The organism is Enterobacter mori (assembly GCF_025244905.1).
GTDB lineage: Bacteria > Pseudomonadota > Gammaproteobacteria > Enterobacterales > Enterobacteriaceae > Enterobacter > Enterobacter mori_A.
On sequence record NZ_CP104285.1, the window covers coordinates 4,329,952 to 4,345,729 of the forward strand.

A 15,778-nucleotide genomic window follows, 5' to 3' on the forward strand; every position below is an offset into this window, starting at 1 on the left:
ACGGAATTAGTGGCAACCGCAGCCGCCGTTACCGCAACCACCTTTACCGTGGTCGTGACCATGGTCGTGATCGTGGCCGTGACCACCGCAGCAGCCGTCGTGGCCGTGATCGTGGTCATGGTCGTGACCGTGTGCACCGTGAACGTGGCCATGAGCCAGTTCTTCTTCGGTTGCTTCACGGATCGCAACAACTTCTACGTTGAATTTCAGATTCTGGCCAGCCAGCATGTGGTTGCCGTCAACCACAACGTGGTCGTCTTCAACTTCAGTGATTTCAACCGGCACCGGGCCCTGGTCGGTTTCAGCCAGGAAGCGCATGCCAACCTGCAGTTCGTCAACACCCATGAACACGTCTTTAGGAACGCGCTGAACCAGGTTGTCGTCATACTGACCGTAAGCGTCGTTCGCGCCTACAGCAACGTCGAATTTGTCGCCAACGTCATGACCTTCCAGCGCTGTTTCCAGGCCAGAAATCAGGGAGCCGTGACCATGCAGGTAGTCAAGCGGCGCACTCACCGGAGACTCATCAACCAACACACCGTCTTCTGTACGTACCTGATAGGCCAGGCTGACCACCAGGTCTTTTGCTACTTTCATGATATCTCCTGAGCGTGGGAAAATTGCTGGCGCAGATTGTAGCGGAAATCTGCACCCGTGTACCCTTTAGCTTAAAAAAACTCAGGGCATATCGCTAGTCCGGATGAAAAATGCCGATCACTTGCTCTTCTTTGCGAACGTGATCGCGCGCTTCTTTGTCAGCCTCTCGCATCTGGTGGCCGCACTTAACACACTCAACCACATCAATATTATTCTCACGCCACATAGCCAGGGTATCTTGCGCCTGGCAGGTTGGGCATTTTGCTCCCGCGATAAAGCGTTTACGTACAGCCATCTTTCGTTACCCTTTATTCAAATTCGTCCCAGCCGTCCAGTTGGCGTCTTTCCTGTTGCATTTCACGCTGGAAGATCTCTTCCAGTTCACGACGCGCTTCCCGCACGCGAGAGATCTGCGCCGTATCGGTATGGACCGGCATCAGCTCGCGCAGCATCCGCATATCCAGCCGGCGGAAATGCATCTGGGCGCGCTGCGCCTGATGCGGATGCATGCCGAGCGAGATCAGCGCCTTACGACCCAGCTCCAGCGCGCTGGAGAACGTTTCGCGGGAGAAGTGTTTCACACCCGCCTGCAACAATTCGTGAGCTTCAACACGTCCACGCGCACGCGCCAGAATATGCAGATGCGGGAAATGCTGCTGACACAGCTCTACCAGCTTCATCGTGTCTTCCGGATCGTTACAGGTAATCACGATGGACTCTGCCGCTTCCGCCCCCGCCGAGCGCAGCAGCTCGAGCTGGGTGGCATCGCCGTAATAGACCTTATAGCCATATTTACGCATCAGGTTGACCGCGCTGATATCACGCTCCAGTACCGTAATACGCATTTTGTTCGCCATCAGCAAACGCCCAATCACCTGACCGAAACGGCCAAAACCCACGACGATCACCTGAGGCTTATCATCCTCCACCCAGGGCGCTTCGTCTTCATCGTCAGCCGGGTTAAACCGGCGCGACAGGAGTTTATCCACCAGCTTCATCAGCAGCGGCGTGGTCATCATCGACAGCGTGACCGTCACCAGCAGCAGCGCCATCTGGTCATCTTTGAAGAGTTTCTGGGAAGATGCGGTAGAAAACAGCACAAACGCGAACTCTCCTCCCTGGCTTAGCACGCTGGCAAACTGCATGCGTTCCGAGCTGCGCAGCCCGTAAATACGAGCCAGAACATAGAGCACCAGCGTTTTCACCGCCACCAGCACCGCCACACTCACGGCCACCCACAGCAGATGGGTATAAAGCACGCCAAGGTTCAGCGCCATGCCGACCGAAATAAAGAACAGCCCTAACAGCAGCCCCTTAAACGGATCGATGGCAATTTCCAGTTCGTGACGATATTCGCTCTCCGCCAGCAGCACCCCGGCGATGAATGTCCCCAGCGCCATCGACAGCCCCAGCGCATCCATAAACAGCGCAGAGCCAAGCACCAGCAGCAGCGTCGCGGCGGTAAACACTTCACGAACGCCCGAGGCGGCAATAAAGCGGAACACCGGACGCAGTAAGAAACGCCCGCCAATCAGCATCCCCGCGAAGGCCAGCACCTTCATGGAGATTTTTACCCAGTCAAAATGATCGTCACCGGAGCCCGCCAGCAGCGGCACCAGCGCCAGCGCCGGGATCACCGCCAAATCCTGGAACAACAGCACCGAAAAGCCCAGCTGTCCGGCTTCGTTACGGTTCATCCCTTTGTCGCGCATCAACTGCAGCGCCATCGCCGTGGAGGACATCGCGAGACCAATCCCGCCGATCACGGCCGCCTGCCAGGAAAACTGCGTCAACATGAGCAGCCCGCCCAGAATCGCGGCGCTGAACAGCACCTGTGCCGCCCCCACGCCGAAGATGGAGCGTCGAAGCTGCCACAGCTTGGACGGGTTCAGTTCAAGGCCAATGATGAACATCAGGAACACGACGCCCAGCTCAGAGAAGTGGAGGATCTCATCCACATCGCTGATGAATCCCAGTCCCCAGGGGCCGATGGCGATCCCCGCCAACAAATACCCCAGAACCGCACCGATACCGATACGTGCCGCAAGCGGCACCGCAACAACCGCCGCAAATAAAAACAGCACCCCGGCGAGGAGTAAATTCGATCCTTCCATCAACGACCTCCTGCCGGAATCGGTGAGGCCAGCCATTCACCGTAGGCTCTGGCGTGGCTCGCCAGCTCTTGTGGCTGCTGGCGTCGCGCCCAGTAGACAATAATCGGGCTCATCCAGTGCATGCGGCACATGGCCGCCGTGAGCTCGAAAGGCCGCAGGATATCGCTCATCGGATAGCGGTTCAGCCCGTCGTGACGGTAAGCGCTTTCCGGCTCACCGGTGGTAATGACGCTACGCCAGTACTTTCCCGCCAGCTGGTTGCCCCCCACCCCGCTGGAAAAGCCCCGGCTCAGCACGCGGTCCAGCCACTCTTTCAGCAGCGCCGGACAGCTGTAGGTATAAAGCGGATGCTGGAACACAATGACGTCATGCTGACGCAGCAGTTCCTGCTCGTAAGGAATATCGATAAAAAAATCGGGATAGTGCGCGTAGAGATCGTGCACCGTTACGTTACTGAGCTGTGTGGCCGGCTTAAGCAGCACCCGGTTCGCCACCGAGTCCTGAGATTCCGGATGGGCATACAGCAGCAGCACTTTCGCTGTCTGAGACATCACTCCCCTCCCGGTTCTGTTTTTGTGTATTGTTGTCGTTTTGGGCTACCATGGCGGCCCGGTGGGGAAAATGGCCCACACCTTACATTATCATAATGACAAATTAACATAGTCGGAACATACGGCGCTTCTATGATTGTTTTCTCCTCGTTACAAATTCGTCGCGGCGTGCGCGTCCTGCTGGATAACGCCACTGCAACCATCAACCCGGGCCAAAAAGTGGGTCTGGTCGGCAAAAACGGCTGCGGTAAATCCACCCTGCTGGCGCTGCTGAAAAACGAGATTAGCGCGGATGGCGGTAACTTTACCTTCCCGGGGAACTGGCAGCTTGCCTGGGTAAACCAGGAGACGCCTGCGCTGAGTGAACCGGCGCTCGACTATGTTATCGACGGCGACCGTGAATACCGCAAGCTCGAGGCAGAGCTCAATGCCGCCAACGAGCGCAACGACGGTCACGCCATCGCCACCGTGCACGGCAAGCTGGACGCTATCGACGCGTGGACCATTCGCTCCCGCGCCTCCAGCCTGCTGCACGGCCTGGGCTTCAGCAATGAACAGCTGGAACGCCCGGTCAGCGATTTCTCCGGCGGCTGGCGCATGCGCCTCAACCTCGCGCAGGCGCTGATCTGCCGCTCTGACCTGCTGCTGCTCGATGAACCGACCAACCACCTCGATCTTGATGCGGTTATTTGGCTGGAGAAGTGGCTGAAGAGCTATCAGGGCACTCTGATTCTGATCTCCCACGACCGCGACTTCCTCGACCCGGTGGTGGATAAAATCATTCATATCGAACAGCAAACGATGTTCGAGTACACCGGCAACTACAGCTCCTTCGAGCGCCAGCGCGCGACGCGCCTTGCCCAGCAGCAGTCCATGTACGAAAGCCAGCAGCAGCGCGTGGCGCACCTGCAGAGCTTTGTCGATCGCTTCAAGGCCAAGGCCTCAAAAGCCAAGCAGGCCCAGAGCCGCATCAAGATGCTGGAGCGCATGGAGATGATTGCCCCGGCGCACGTGGATAACCCGTTCCACTTCAGCTTCCGCGAGCCGGAAAGCCTGCCGAACCCGCTGCTGAAGATGGAGAAAGTCAGCGCGGGCTATGCCGACCGCATTATTCTCGATTCCATCAAGCTCAACCTGGTGCCGGGTTCGCGCATTGGTCTGCTGGGGCGTAACGGCGCCGGTAAATCGACGCTGATCAAACTGCTGGCGGGCGAGATTAACCCTGTCAGTGGCGAAGTCGGCCTGGCGAAGGGCATTAAGCTGGGTTACTTCGCCCAGCATCAGCTGGAATTTTTACGCGCGGATGAATCGCCGATTCAGCACCTCGCGCGTCTGGCACCGCAGGAAATGGAGCAAAAGCTGCGCGACTATCTCGGCGGCTTTGGCTTCCAGGGCGATAAGGTGACTGAAAACACCGAGCGCTTCTCCGGGGGCGAAAAGGCCCGTCTGGTGCTGGCGCTGATCGTCTGGCAGCGCCCGAACCTGCTGCTGCTCGATGAACCCACCAACCACCTTGATCTCGACATGCGCCAGGCGCTGACCGAGGCGCTGATTGAGTTCGAAGGTGCGCTGGTTGTGGTATCGCACGACCGTCACCTGATCCGCTCCACCACGGACGATCTCTACCTGGTGCACGGCGGCAAAGTCGAACCGTTCGACGGCGATCTGGAAGACTATCAGCAGTGGCTGACGGACGTGCAGAAACAGGAAAACCAGCCGGAAGAGTCAGCGAAAGATAACGCCAACAGCGCGCAGTCGCGTAAAGACCAGAAGCGCCGTGAAGCGGAGCTGCGCACCCAGACGCAGCCGCTGCGTAAAGAGATTGCCCGTCTCGAAAAAGAGATGGAGAAGCTCAACGCCACGCTGGCTACCGTGGAAGAGAAGCTGGGCGACAGCGGGCTTTACGACCAGAGCCGCAAAGCGGAACTGACCGACTGCCTGCAAACCCAGGCGAAAACAAAATCTAGCCTCGAAGAGTGCGAAATGGCGTGGCTGGACGCGCAGGAACAGCTGGAAGCCATGCTTCAGGCCGACTAAACCATCGGGAGGGTTATGCGTTTCGATACCACGAGCGATATTACATTCCGCAAGCTCAGCATCTTCATGACGTTTATGGAGAAAGGGAATATCGCGCGTACCGCCGAAACGCTGGGCCTGAGCGGCGTCAGCGTGCACCGTGCGCTGCACACGCTGGAAGAGAACGTGCGCTGCCCGCTCTTTACCCACAAGGGGCGCAACCTGATTGCCCTCCCCTCCGCGTGGACATTGCTGGAGTATTGCCAGGAGGTGATGCAGGTGATGGAGCGCGGGCTGGAAGAGTCGCGCAAAATTGCCGGGATCGGCCAGGGGCGGCTGCGAGTCGGGACGCTCTACTCGCTCACCCTGGAAACCGTGCCGCGTCTGATCATGGGCATGAAGCTGCGCCGTCCGGATCTGGAGATGGACCTGACGATGGGCTCCAACGACACCCTGCTGCACATGCTGGACGAAGGCTCGCTGGACGCGATTCTTATCTCCATCTCCGAAAGCGACATCGACCGTAACAGCCTCGAAGTACTGCCCCTGTTCCACGACGATATTTTCCTTGCCGCACCGGCGTCCGCCACGCTGAATACACGCGGGCCCGCGGATTTGCGTGATTACAAAGACCAGAAATTTGTCGCCCTGGCGGAAGGGTTCGCCACGTATGCAGGGTTTCAGGAAGCGTTTCATATCGCCGGGTTCGAGCCGGAAATCGTCACCCGCGTGAATGACATCTTCTCGATGCTGAGTCTGGTGCAGGCGGGGGTTGGATTTACGCTGATGCCGGGCAGGATGAAAAAGGTCTACGAGAATTCGGTGCAACTCCTGAAGCTGGCGGAGCCGTACCAGATGCAGCAGTTGATTGCGATTGTCTTTGCCCGCAACCGCGAGCAGGATCCGAGCCTGCGGGCATTAGCCGCCGAAGGGCGGATGTATGCGCGCAGCTTGCAGGATAGTGCGTGATGCTTTGCCGGGTGGCGACGCGTTGCGTCTTACCCGGCCTACGTTCGTGCAGTCGTAGGCCCGGTAAGGCGCAGCCGCCACCGGGCAAAAAATTCATCGCAGAAGCCGACCCGCCAGATGCACCGCCACGTCCACCCCGCTGCGCTCCAGCGAAATGGTCTCTCCTTCCCACGCTGCCTGCCGAGTCAGGCAGGTCAGTACGCCGCCGGGCGGCATCTCAATTGCCAGTCGGGCTTCTCGTTCGTTAGCGGAAATCATCGCCTCCTGCCAGCGCACCGTTCGCGCCATGTTCATCGCCAGATCGTCGGCTATCTTTTCCGGCTGCCAGAGCACGCGGCCTGTGCTGCCGCTCAGGTAGGCGCAGCGTGGACGAGCCAGCGTGACGGACTCAAACGCCGCTATCAGCTTTTGCGCCGGTTCCGCCAACAGCGCGCAGTGCGACGGCACGCTAACCGACAGCCGTTTGGCCTTGCTCGCCCCTTTCGCCAGCGCGCGTGCCGCCACCTGCGCCATCCCGTCATCGGTTCCGGCAATCACGATCTGCGTTTCAGCGTTCAGGTTGGCAATATAGGTTCCGGTGCCTTCAATCAGCGTCTCCACCTGCGGCAGGGTCAAGCCCATGATTGCCGTCAGGCCGTAGCCGTGCGGGTACGCCTGCTCCATCAGGTCGCCGCGCAGCGCCACTAGCCTCAACGCGTCCGCGAAGTCCAGCGCACCCGCAATAACCGCCGCAGGATAAGCACCGATGGACAGCCCGCTGACGATATCCGGCGACACGCCGCGACGCTCAAGCTCGCGCGCCCAGGCCACGCCGGCAATCAGCAGCGAAAGCTGAACCGCACGGGTATGGGTTAACGAGTCTGCACTGTCCAGCGTATCCACTACGGCGCCAAGCACCTCTCGCGCCTGTTCCAGCTCCACTCCCGGCAGGTTTTGCAGCATGCCTTCATGCTGCGTGCCCTGCCCCGGAAAAGTAAACAGTATTTTCATCACGCCTCCCTGTGCCACGGGTCCGCCACCAGGCGAGGTCCGCGGCGGGTTTTCAGCAGCGTTTTGCCGTCGCGCAGCCACTCCGCCAGCGCGAAACCTCCTTCGGAGGTATCGACCTGCGTATCCGCCCGACACAGCGCGCGGCTCAGCTGCGACTGCCATGCGATAAACGCATCGGGGGAAATCGGCTGCGGAGCGCGGATCAGCAGATCAAGATCGCTGTCGGCATGAATAACCGGAATACCGGTTGCCAGCGCGTAGCCGGTGCTGCCGGTAATGCCCCACGTCCACGGCCACGCCTGCTGAGCCAGCTGCAGCGCCACCTGAACCGGCGGCTGGGTTATAAAGGGCGAACGCAGCAGGTCGGCGGCAACGCTCAGATCCTCGGGCGAAACCACGCGCAACACGTTTTCCGGCTTCACCCATCCGGCCGCCCGCTGGTCGCGACGCAATCCGCGTACGCCAACGGGAATACGGCCTTCATTATCAACATCACGCCGCACCACGACCGGCAGGCCGGTATGCCAGGCCGCCTCCACCCAGGATTCGGTGATGCCTTCCAGCGCGTCGCGCGCGGTAAGCCAGATGAGGTCGTGCGGGCGTAATGTTGTGGTCATAATTACATTCCTGAAGTCAGCGAGATAAACAGCGGCAGCGACAGGATACACAGTACGGAACTTAACAGCAGCACGGCTTCAGCATCCGGCGACTGCACGCCAAAACGGTTGCCGAACACCACGCCGAAGAAGCCCGCAGACAGCGCAATCATCAGGATGGCGGTGATCGCCACGGAACCGTGCAGACCGAAGATTAAAACGATACCCCAGGCAATCGCTGGCTGGATCAGCAGCTTGGCGATGGTGGAGGTGATCACCATGGTGTTGATCTGCAGCTTACGGGCAGAGAGGATCACCCCGGTCAGGAACAGCGCGGCAGCGGTCGCGGACAGCCCCAGAGGTTTAATCGCGGCAAGCACCAGTTCCGGCATTTTGATGCCGATGGCGGACAAAATCACCCCCAGCAGCGGACCCATCACGATGGGTTTTTTAATGGAGCGCCACATCAGCACCGGCAGCATGGAAAGCGTTGAACCGGAGCTATTCCCCTCGGCGCGCGCTTTCTCGCGCTCCAGGATCAGCAGGCAGAACGGCGTCATCAGCACTGAACCACAGGCGATAGAGACCGCGACGGACAGTGACGTGGAAGATCCTTCACCCAGCACGCTGCCCAGAATCGGCAGGCCAAGCGCCGCATAGTTTGGCAGGGCGACGGTCAGCGTCAGCACGGCCGCGTCCTGTGGGGATTTTTTAAAGACTTGAGTGGCGAGGAAGTAGATCGCGGCATAGGTGATCCACATCGCCAGAGTGAGCACCAGGATCAGCGGCGACTGGGCCACGATGCCGGTCCACGGCGTTTGCACGGTGGCGCTAAACAGCGCGGCAGGCAGTGCAAAATCCATCACGAAAATATTGAGCAGGGAAACATTTTTGTTATCGACCATCTTTGCCTTACCGGCCCAGAATCCCAGCAGCATGATGACGAAAATCGGTGCAAGAGCATGAACAATTACGTAAGTCATAAATCACCTGTAGTAAAAAAAGTTTTAGCACTGGTGCGATGTTTATTATTTTTCAGGATGCAACCTTCCTCGCGGGCGCAAGGGTCGCGCCCACGGGGTGGTACATCTCTGGCAGGTCTTTTGTTACTTACCAGCTTGCTCGCATACGTTCGCGTACGAGAGCCGAGCTGCGGCGGTTGTCAGCACCCAGGCGGTTTTTCAAGGTGGTGTCCTGACGTGCGTCACTGATGGCCTGTTGCAGCGTGGCTTTCACCTGCGCCAGGTCGTTATCGGACGGGGCATCCGGGTTGCTGATATCCAGCAGGTTAGCGAGCAGCCCCAGCGTGGCGTAGTTGCTGATGTCGTAGGCCATGGGCGGGATGGTCGCCGCCAGTTTTTCCAGCGCCTCGACGGTACGCAGGGTAATACGCGCAGCAGACTCTTTGCCCATCGCGTGGATCAGCACGCCTTTGTCGTTAAAGGCGATCAGGCGGTTGGCCTGATAGCCGTGCGCCAGGAACGCACCGGACATCGCCTTGCCGACGATAAGCCCAATCACCGGGTGACCGGCCAGACGCGCGTTAGCATACGCGGCAGCGGCTCCCGCCAGCGCCTGATGAATACCAAACGCCTCTTCGCGACGGCCATAGGCCTGGCTTGGGACGTCGATTACCGCCACGATCGGGCGCTTCACGGCGTTGTCTGCGTCAGCGGCGACGGTTTCGCTGACCACTTTCGCCAGCGTCCATCCTTCCAGCAGGCCGACTTCACCCTGCGCCGCGCGCGGGAAGTGGTTATGGGCATCCGGCACTACGGTGACAAAACGTACCGCCTCGCCGTTCAGCTCACCGTCTGCCGCCTGCACGGACGGGCAGAGCCCTTCGATATGTTTGGCGTTCGGGGCGAGAGTTTCCAGCCAGAGCTCGCCACGGCTTTTTGAATTACTCATCATTTCACCTCCCGGGCAAAAAGCGCGTTAATCTGTTCGGCATCGGCCTGCTTGCGGGTGTCGAAATGGGTCAGACGGTTCAGGTAATCGTCGTAGTTATCAGTGCGGTGTTTCGCCGGTACGCCTTTAGCAATCGCGTCGTTCATGGCTGCTTTCACCGCGTTTACGCCGTCGCCCACCAGCGCATCCACCAGACCGCTTTGATAACGCACTTCGCCGCCGGTCATGCTCCAGATAAACGGACGGTCGCGGGAGTCGTATTCTTCGATGCCCGCCTCCTGCTCGATAACCTGTGGACCGTTGAGGCCGAGACGCGCTTCGCGGGTCACGATCAGGTAGCTGCACAGCGCCGCGGCGATGGACATCCCGCCGAAGCAACCCACGGTCCCGGCAACAATCCCGACCACCGGGGTATAGCGGCGCAGGTCAACAATCGCAGCGTGGATATCGGCAATCGCCGCCAGGCCGAGGTTAGCTTCCTGCAGACGCACGCCGCCGGTTTCGAGGCAAAGCACCGCCTGAGTCGGGATGCCGTTGCGGTTATCTTCCGCCGCCAGCTCCAGCGCCGCCGCCATTTTGGCGCCGGACACTTCGCCCATGCTGCCGCCCTGGAACGCGCCTTCAATCGCGACGACGACCGCAGGCTGACCGTTGATGGTGCCTTTTGCAACGACCATGCCGTCGTCGGCCTGCGGAACAATCCCCTGCGGCCCAAGCCACGGAGAGATAATGCCTGCAAACGGATCCAGCAGTTCGCGGTAGCTGCCGTCATCCAGCAGAGCCTGCGCGCGCTGGCGCGCTTTTAGTTCGATAAAGCTGCTGTCATTACGCATGGCTCACCCCCTCAAAGACCTGTTCGATACGAATGCGCGCCACGCCCGGCGTCGCGCCGAAGTCGTGGATGGTCAGTTTGCCTGCGGGCAGGCTGCTGACCGTTTGCAGACGGTTAAACAGCGCCTCCCAGCGACCACGGCTGTTGTCTACTGAAGTGGTGATTTCAATGGTTAAGGTCTGGCCCGGTTCGGCGGCGAACAGCACCTCCATATCCCCGGAGCCGACGACGCCTGCCAGCGCTCTGCCGCTTACTTCGCGGCTGGCGGGCACGGTCAATGTAATTTTTTCCATAACATCCTCTTAATGCTTTGAATAAGGCGTTTCGACGTGGTCGAGAAACAGCGTGGCGGCAAGCAGGTCGGCAGCACCGCCCGGCGAGGCGTTGAACGAGAGCATCTGACGGTCTAAGCTCGCCAGCGTCTGCTGGCCTTCAGGCGTTGCGCATCCTCCTGCGTTCAGTACAGCACGAGCACCGTTCTGCATGGCCTCCAGCCCCTCCATTCCGGCGCGCGACAGCACGCAGGTGTCGGTGAGTGACGTCATGATCGCCATCAGCGCGTCGAGCCTCGCATGCGTTTCGCTGCTGCCGTTGAGACGGCTGAGGCGAAGCTGCGGCAGCGCGCGCTGCATAATGTGCGGGAACGCCTGCTGCGCCTCTTCACGCGCGCCCGGCACGCGGTAGCGGTGCGTGGCGCGCAGCCCTTTGCTGAACACTTTCGGCGCCGCATCGTCCGGGAGTTTCGCCAGCTGAGCGGCGGTATTCGCGACGGCTTGCGCAGTCGCCTCCCCGCCCAGCATCGCCACCGCGCTCACCAGCAACCCCAGCGCCCAGATCGCGCCACGATGGGTATTAACCCCGTCGGTGGCCGCCATCATCTGCTGCTCGCCTTCGCGGCCAAGACGGCCAACGGTTTGCCGAAGCGCAATGTCCGCCGGACGCTGCCAGCTCTGCTGTGCCAGCGCCTGAAACGTGGGGGTCAGGCTGTGCGCGGAGCGCTCCATCAGCGCAAGCGATAAATCGTGGTGCGCGCCGTTTCCCCGACTGTCCACCAGACCGGGCTTCGGGCTTAACCGTGCTTCGTCAATCAGACACTGCGTGGCGGTTCGCGCCAGCCATTCGGCACCGCCTTCAACCTGAATCTGGGGCAGAAGTTTCATTACCAGCTCCGGAATTTCGCAGGTGGGTTATACAAACCGCCGGACCATTCCACGAGGTCAGACACGCTGCCCGCTGCCAGCAGAGAGCGCGTAGCGTCGGTGCGGCGAATCCCCATATCTTCCGGATACACAACCTTGCCGCTCTGGCGCAGTTCCGCCACGCGTTTGGCGTCCACGCCCAGGCCGATATCGGTGATCCCCGCGACGGCGGCAACCATGGCACGACGCTCTTCCAGATCTTTTGCCCGGTAGAGGTAAGCAATCCCCTCTTCCGTCAGCACGTGGGTGACGTCATCGCCGTAAATCATGACGGGCGCCAGCGGCATACCGGAGGCTTTGGCCACCTCGACGGCGTCGAGTTTTTCCACGAAGGTTGGCTTCACGCCCGCCTGGAAGGTTTCCACCATCTGCACCACGAGTTTTTTACCGCGCTGCATCGGGTCGGGCTCGGTGATCATGTTCAGCCAGGCAGGGGTGGCGTGGCGACGACCGTGCGGGTCATGGCCCATGTTTGGCGCACCGCCAAAGCCAGAAAGACGACCGCGGGTCACGGTGGAGGAGTTGGCGTAGCCGTCAACCTGCAGCGTGGAGCCGATGAACATATCCACCGCGTACTGGCCTGCCAGCTGGCAGAAGGCGCGGTTGGAACGCATAGAGCCGTCGGCACCGGTAAAGAACACGTCCGGACGGGCGCGGATGTACTCTTCCATCCCCAGCTCGCCGCCGAAGCAGTGCACGCTTTCCACCCAGCCGCTTTCAATGGCGGGTATCAGGGTTGGATGCGGGTTCAAGGTCCAGTGTTTACAGATTTTGCCTTTGAGTCCGAGCTGTTCGCCGTAGGTGGGCAACAGCAGCTCAATCGCCGCGGTGTTAAAGCCGATCCCGTGGTTCAGGGACTGCACCTGGTGTTCCGCGTAGATGCCTTTAATCGCCATCATCGCCATCAGGATATGTTCCTGTTTGATGAGGCGCGGGTCGCGGGTGAACAGCGGTTCGATGAAGAACGGCTTGTCGGCAACCACCACGTAGTCAATCCAGGAGCCTGGAATATCCACGCGCGGCAGATCGCACTCGTCTTCCACCAGCTCGTTTACCTGTGCGATGACGATACCGTCGTGGAACGCGGCGGCTTCCACCAGCGCCGGGGTATCTTCGGTACTCGCCCCGGTGTAGAGGTTGCCTTTACGGTCCGCTTTAAAACCGGCAATCAGCGCCACGTTGGGCGACAGGTCGACGTAGAGACGTGAATACAGTTCGATGTAGGTATGGATCGCACCGATTTCGAGCTGACCGTCTTCCAGCAGCTGCGAGATACGCAGGCTTTGCGTCCCGGAGAAGGAGAAGTCCAGCTTGCGGGCGATGCCTTTTTCAAAGATATCAAGATGCTCACTGCGGCCAACGCTCGGCATGATCATATGCAGGTCGTGAACGATTTGCGGGTTCACTTCAGCGAGTGAGCGGGAAAGGAAATCCGCCTGCTTCTGGTTGTTGCCTTCCAGCACGACTTTGTCGCCCGGGGCGATCAGTTTTTCCAGCATGGCGACAAGATCGCCGGTTGGCAGTACTTTGCCCTGCACCGGTACGGACGCCAGACGGCGCGCTTTCTCGCTGCGTCGTGTGTTCCATTGCCGGGTGGGTGTTTGCCCAGATAACATTATTAACCTCCTGATTCAGCACATCATTCTGATTTGCTTAACGTTGAGTAAAGTCTGCGCTCTGGCGAGAAAGGCATCAATTAAGCGTAGAGCGGAATCATTAGCCTGAGAGTAATAATCAAGGTAAAGATTTGTGATCGGGATCAGTTCATGGTTCGGAAATCCAGGCTAAACGGGGTACAATTCGGAAGGTATAGTAAATTTCTGACAAGAATCAGCATCGCCCTTATGACCCAAATCATTCCATCAGACTTCGACATTGCAGCCGAAGAGAGCGCAGAGTTCGTGCCCATGCGCGGCGTGGCTAACCCCCACCTGCAAACCATGCTGCCGCGCCTGATCCGCCGCAAGGTGCAGTTCACCCCGCACTGGCAGCGCCTGGATTTGCCGGACGGCGACTTTTTAGATCTCGCCTGGAGCGAAGCGCCGGAGCAGGCCCGACACAAACCTCGCCTGGTGGTGTTTCATGGTCTGGAAGGCAGCCTGCACAGCCCCTACGCCCACGGTTTAATCGAGGCGGCGAAAGCCCGCGGCTGGCTGGCGGTGGTGATGCATTTTCGCGGCTGCAGCGGCGAGCCGAATCGCCAGAAGCGTATTTATCACTCCGGGGAAACCGAAGACGGCACCTGGTTTTTGCACTGGCTAAGAGAGAACTTTGGCACGGTGCCAACGGCGGCGGTGGGCTATTCGCTGGGCGGCAATATGCTGGCCTGCCTGCTGGCGAAAGAAGGTAATGCGGTGCCGCTGGATGCCGCTGTTATTGTCTCCGCTCCCTTTATGCTCGAGCAGTGCAGCTACCATATGGAAAAAGGGTTTTCCCGCGTCTATCAGCGCTACCTGCTCAACCTGCTGAAGGCCAACGCCGCGCGCAAGCTGAAGGCCTACCCGGACACGCTGCCGGTTAGCCTGCAGCAGCTCAAGCGCGTGAAGCGTCTGCGCGAGTTTGACGATCTGATCACCTCGAAGATCCACGGTTTTGCCGATGCGATTGACTATTACCGTCAGTGCAGCGCCATGCCGCTGTTGAATCAAATCACCACGCCGACGCTAATCATCCACGCCAAAGACGATCCGTTTATGGATCATCACTCCATTCCGGCACCGGAGCATTTACCGGCCAACGTGCAGTATCAGCTCACCGAGTACGGCGGGCACGTCGGCTTTGTTGGCGGCACGCTGCGCAGGCCGAAAATGTGGCTGGAAACCCGCATCCCTGACTGGCTCACCTCTTTTCTGGACGGTAAAAAATGATTATCCCCTGGCAGGATCTCGCTCCCGAAACGCTCGATAATCTGATTGAAAGCTTTGTATTACGTGAAGGCACCGATTATGGTGAACAAGAACGTTCGCTCGAACAAAAGGTCAGCGATGTTAAGCGCCAGCTGAAAAGCGGCGACGTGGTGCTGGTGTGGTCCGAACTGCATGAGACGGTCAATATCATGCCCCGCAACGCGTTTCACGGCTGATCTGTAAACCTTTCCAGTCAGGGAGTTGCTATGTCTGCCAGACATCCGGTTATTGCCGTTACGGGCTCGAGTGGTGCGGGAACCACCACCACCAGCCTCGCATTTCGCAAGATTTTCGCACAGCTGAATCTCCAGGCGGCAGAAGTGGAGGGCGACAGCTTTCACCGCTATACGCGCCCGGAAATGGACATGGCCATCCGCAAGGCGCGCGATCTGGGCAAACACATCAGCTATTTCGGCCCGGAAGCCAACGATTTCGGCCTGCTGGAGCAAACCTTTCGCGAATACGGGCAAAGCGGTACCGGGCAGTCCCGCAAGTATCTGCACACCTACGACGAAGCCGTTCCCTGGAACCAGGTGCCGGGGACATTCACCCCGTGGCAACCCCTGCCGGAGCCGACGGACGTGCTGTTTTACGAAGGGCTACACGGCGGCGTGGTCACACCTCAACACGACGTCGCGCGTCACGTGGATCTGCTGGTCGGCGTGGTGCCGATTGTTAACCTTGAGTGGATCCAGAAGCTGACGCGTGACATGAGCGAGCGCGGGCATTCTCGCGAAGCGGTGATGGATTCCGTCGTGCGTTCCATGGAGGACTACATCAACTTCCTGACGCCGCAGTTCTCCCGCACCCACATCAACTTCCAGCGCGTGCCGACGGTGGATACCTCCAACCCGTTTGCGGCCAAAACAATCCCGTCGCTGGATGAGAGCTTCGTCGTCATCCATTTCCGCAATCTCGAAGGCATTGATTACCCCTGGCTGCTGGCGATGCTGCAGGGCTCGTTTATTTCGCACATGAATACGTTGGTGGTGCCGGGCGGAAAAATGGGGCTGGCGATGGAGTTAATTATGACGCCGCTGGTCCAGCGACTGATGGAAGGGAAGCAGATTGCGTGAGTTGTTTTGCCCGGTGGCGCT

Annotated in this window: 17 protein-coding genes; 5 read left to right on the plus strand and 12 right to left on the minus strand. The window is 59.5% G+C overall.

The window, feature by feature from the left end; translation table 11 throughout:
- Window positions 1-6 precede the first annotated feature (6 nt).
- The 4 genes from slyD to kefG form a co-directional block, all read right to left on the minus strand.
- Window positions 7-597, minus strand: coding sequence for a peptidylprolyl isomerase (slyD, locus tag N2K86_RS20550; protein ID WP_089598586.1), 591 nt, complete (start codon window positions 595-597; stop codon window positions 7-9).
- A gap of 94 nt (window positions 598-691) precedes the next feature.
- On the minus strand, window positions 692-892 hold the full coding sequence (locus tag N2K86_RS20555) for a YheV family putative zinc ribbon protein (RefSeq protein ID WP_010436300.1): 201 nt from the start codon (window positions 890-892) through the stop codon (window positions 692-694).
- Window positions 893-905: 13 nt separating this feature from the next.
- Window positions 906-2,711: a glutathione-regulated potassium-efflux system protein KefB gene (gene kefB, locus N2K86_RS20560; protein WP_100167375.1), complete on the minus strand. Its 1,806-nt coding sequence runs from the start codon at window positions 2,709-2,711 to the stop codon at window positions 906-908.
- The gene (kefG, locus tag N2K86_RS20565) at window positions 2,711-3,262 is read right to left on the minus strand and encodes a glutathione-regulated potassium-efflux system ancillary protein KefG (RefSeq protein WP_010436306.1); all 552 of its coding nucleotides are present in this window, start codon (window positions 3,260-3,262) and stop codon (window positions 2,711-2,713) included. The genes kefB and kefG overlap by 1 nt, the downstream gene beginning before the upstream one ends.
- 132 nt (window positions 3,263-3,394) lie before the next feature.
- On the opposite strand from kefG, the gene N2K86_RS20570 reads away from it, so the two are divergent.
- Together N2K86_RS20570 and N2K86_RS20575 are read left to right on the plus strand one after the other, a co-directional pair.
- Window positions 3,395-5,299 carry an ABC transporter ATP-binding protein gene (locus tag N2K86_RS20570; protein WP_260659779.1) on the plus strand — a complete coding sequence of 635 codons (1,905 nt, stop codon included), beginning with the start codon at window positions 3,395-3,397 and terminating at the stop codon, window positions 5,297-5,299.
- 15 nt (window positions 5,300-5,314) lie between these two features.
- On the plus strand, window positions 5,315-6,247 hold the full coding sequence (locus N2K86_RS20575) for a LysR family transcriptional regulator (RefSeq protein WP_260659780.1): 933 nt from the start codon (window positions 5,315-5,317) through the stop codon (window positions 6,245-6,247).
- Window positions 6,248-6,340: 93 nt separating this feature from the next.
- On the opposite strand, the gene mdcH is transcribed toward N2K86_RS20575, so the two are convergent.
- From mdcH to mdcA, 8 genes are all read right to left on the minus strand, one after another.
- Window positions 6,341-7,237 (minus strand): malonate decarboxylase subunit epsilon, encoded by an 897-nt coding sequence (gene mdcH / locus N2K86_RS20580; protein WP_260659781.1) that lies wholly within the window; start codon window positions 7,235-7,237, stop codon window positions 6,341-6,343.
- Window positions 7,237-7,854 (minus strand): malonate decarboxylase holo-ACP synthase, encoded by a 618-nt coding sequence (locus tag N2K86_RS20585; RefSeq protein WP_260659782.1) that lies wholly within the window; start codon window positions 7,852-7,854, stop codon window positions 7,237-7,239. Before N2K86_RS20585 ends, mdcH begins: the two co-directional genes overlap by 1 nt.
- 2 nt (window positions 7,855-7,856) lie before the next feature.
- Entirely contained in the window at window positions 7,857-8,816 is a 960-nt protein-coding gene (locus tag N2K86_RS20590; protein ID WP_260659783.1) for an AEC family transporter, read from the minus strand.
- A 127-nt stretch (window positions 8,817-8,943) separates the two neighbouring features.
- A complete protein-coding gene (gene mdcE, locus N2K86_RS20595; RefSeq protein WP_260661738.1) occupies window positions 8,944-9,744 on the minus strand; it encodes a biotin-independent malonate decarboxylase subunit gamma in 801 nt (266 codons plus the stop codon).
- Window positions 9,744-10,577, minus strand: a complete 834-nt coding sequence (locus N2K86_RS20600; RefSeq protein ID WP_260659784.1) for a biotin-independent malonate decarboxylase subunit beta — start codon at window positions 10,575-10,577, stop codon at window positions 9,744-9,746. Before N2K86_RS20600 ends, mdcE begins: the two co-directional genes overlap by 1 nt.
- Window positions 10,570-10,869 (minus strand): malonate decarboxylase acyl carrier protein, encoded by a 300-nt coding sequence (mdcC, locus tag N2K86_RS20605; protein WP_260659785.1) that lies wholly within the window; start codon window positions 10,867-10,869, stop codon window positions 10,570-10,572. The genes N2K86_RS20600 and mdcC overlap by 8 nt, the downstream gene beginning before the upstream one ends.
- A gap of 9 nt (window positions 10,870-10,878) precedes the next feature.
- A complete protein-coding gene (locus N2K86_RS20610; protein ID WP_260659786.1) occupies window positions 10,879-11,736 on the minus strand; it encodes a triphosphoribosyl-dephospho-CoA synthase in 858 nt (285 codons plus the stop codon).
- Complete coding sequence (gene mdcA / locus N2K86_RS20615; RefSeq protein WP_260659787.1) at window positions 11,736-13,391, minus strand: malonate decarboxylase subunit alpha; 1,656 nt, start codon at window positions 13,389-13,391, stop codon at window positions 11,736-11,738. The genes N2K86_RS20610 and mdcA overlap by 1 nt, the downstream gene beginning before the upstream one ends.
- Window positions 13,392-13,619: 228 nt before the next feature.
- Here mdcA and N2K86_RS20620 point away from each other — a divergent pair, with 228 nt between their 5' ends.
- Genes N2K86_RS20620 through N2K86_RS20630 form a run of 3 tightly spaced genes read left to right on the plus strand, consistent with a single transcriptional unit; the run spans window position 13,620 to window position 15,757 of the window.
- Window positions 13,620-14,642, plus strand: a complete 1,023-nt coding sequence (locus N2K86_RS20620; protein WP_260659788.1) for a hydrolase — start codon at window positions 13,620-13,622, stop codon at window positions 14,640-14,642.
- Window positions 14,639-14,857 (plus strand): YheU family protein, encoded by a 219-nt coding sequence (locus tag N2K86_RS20625; RefSeq protein ID WP_126545829.1) that lies wholly within the window; start codon window positions 14,639-14,641, stop codon window positions 14,855-14,857. Before N2K86_RS20620 ends, N2K86_RS20625 begins: the two co-directional genes overlap by 4 nt.
- A gap of 30 nt (window positions 14,858-14,887) precedes the next feature.
- Window positions 14,888-15,757: a phosphoribulokinase gene (locus N2K86_RS20630; RefSeq protein ID WP_260659789.1), complete on the plus strand. Its 870-nt coding sequence runs from the start codon at window positions 14,888-14,890 to the stop codon at window positions 15,755-15,757.
- Window positions 15,758-15,778 lie beyond the last annotated feature (21 nt).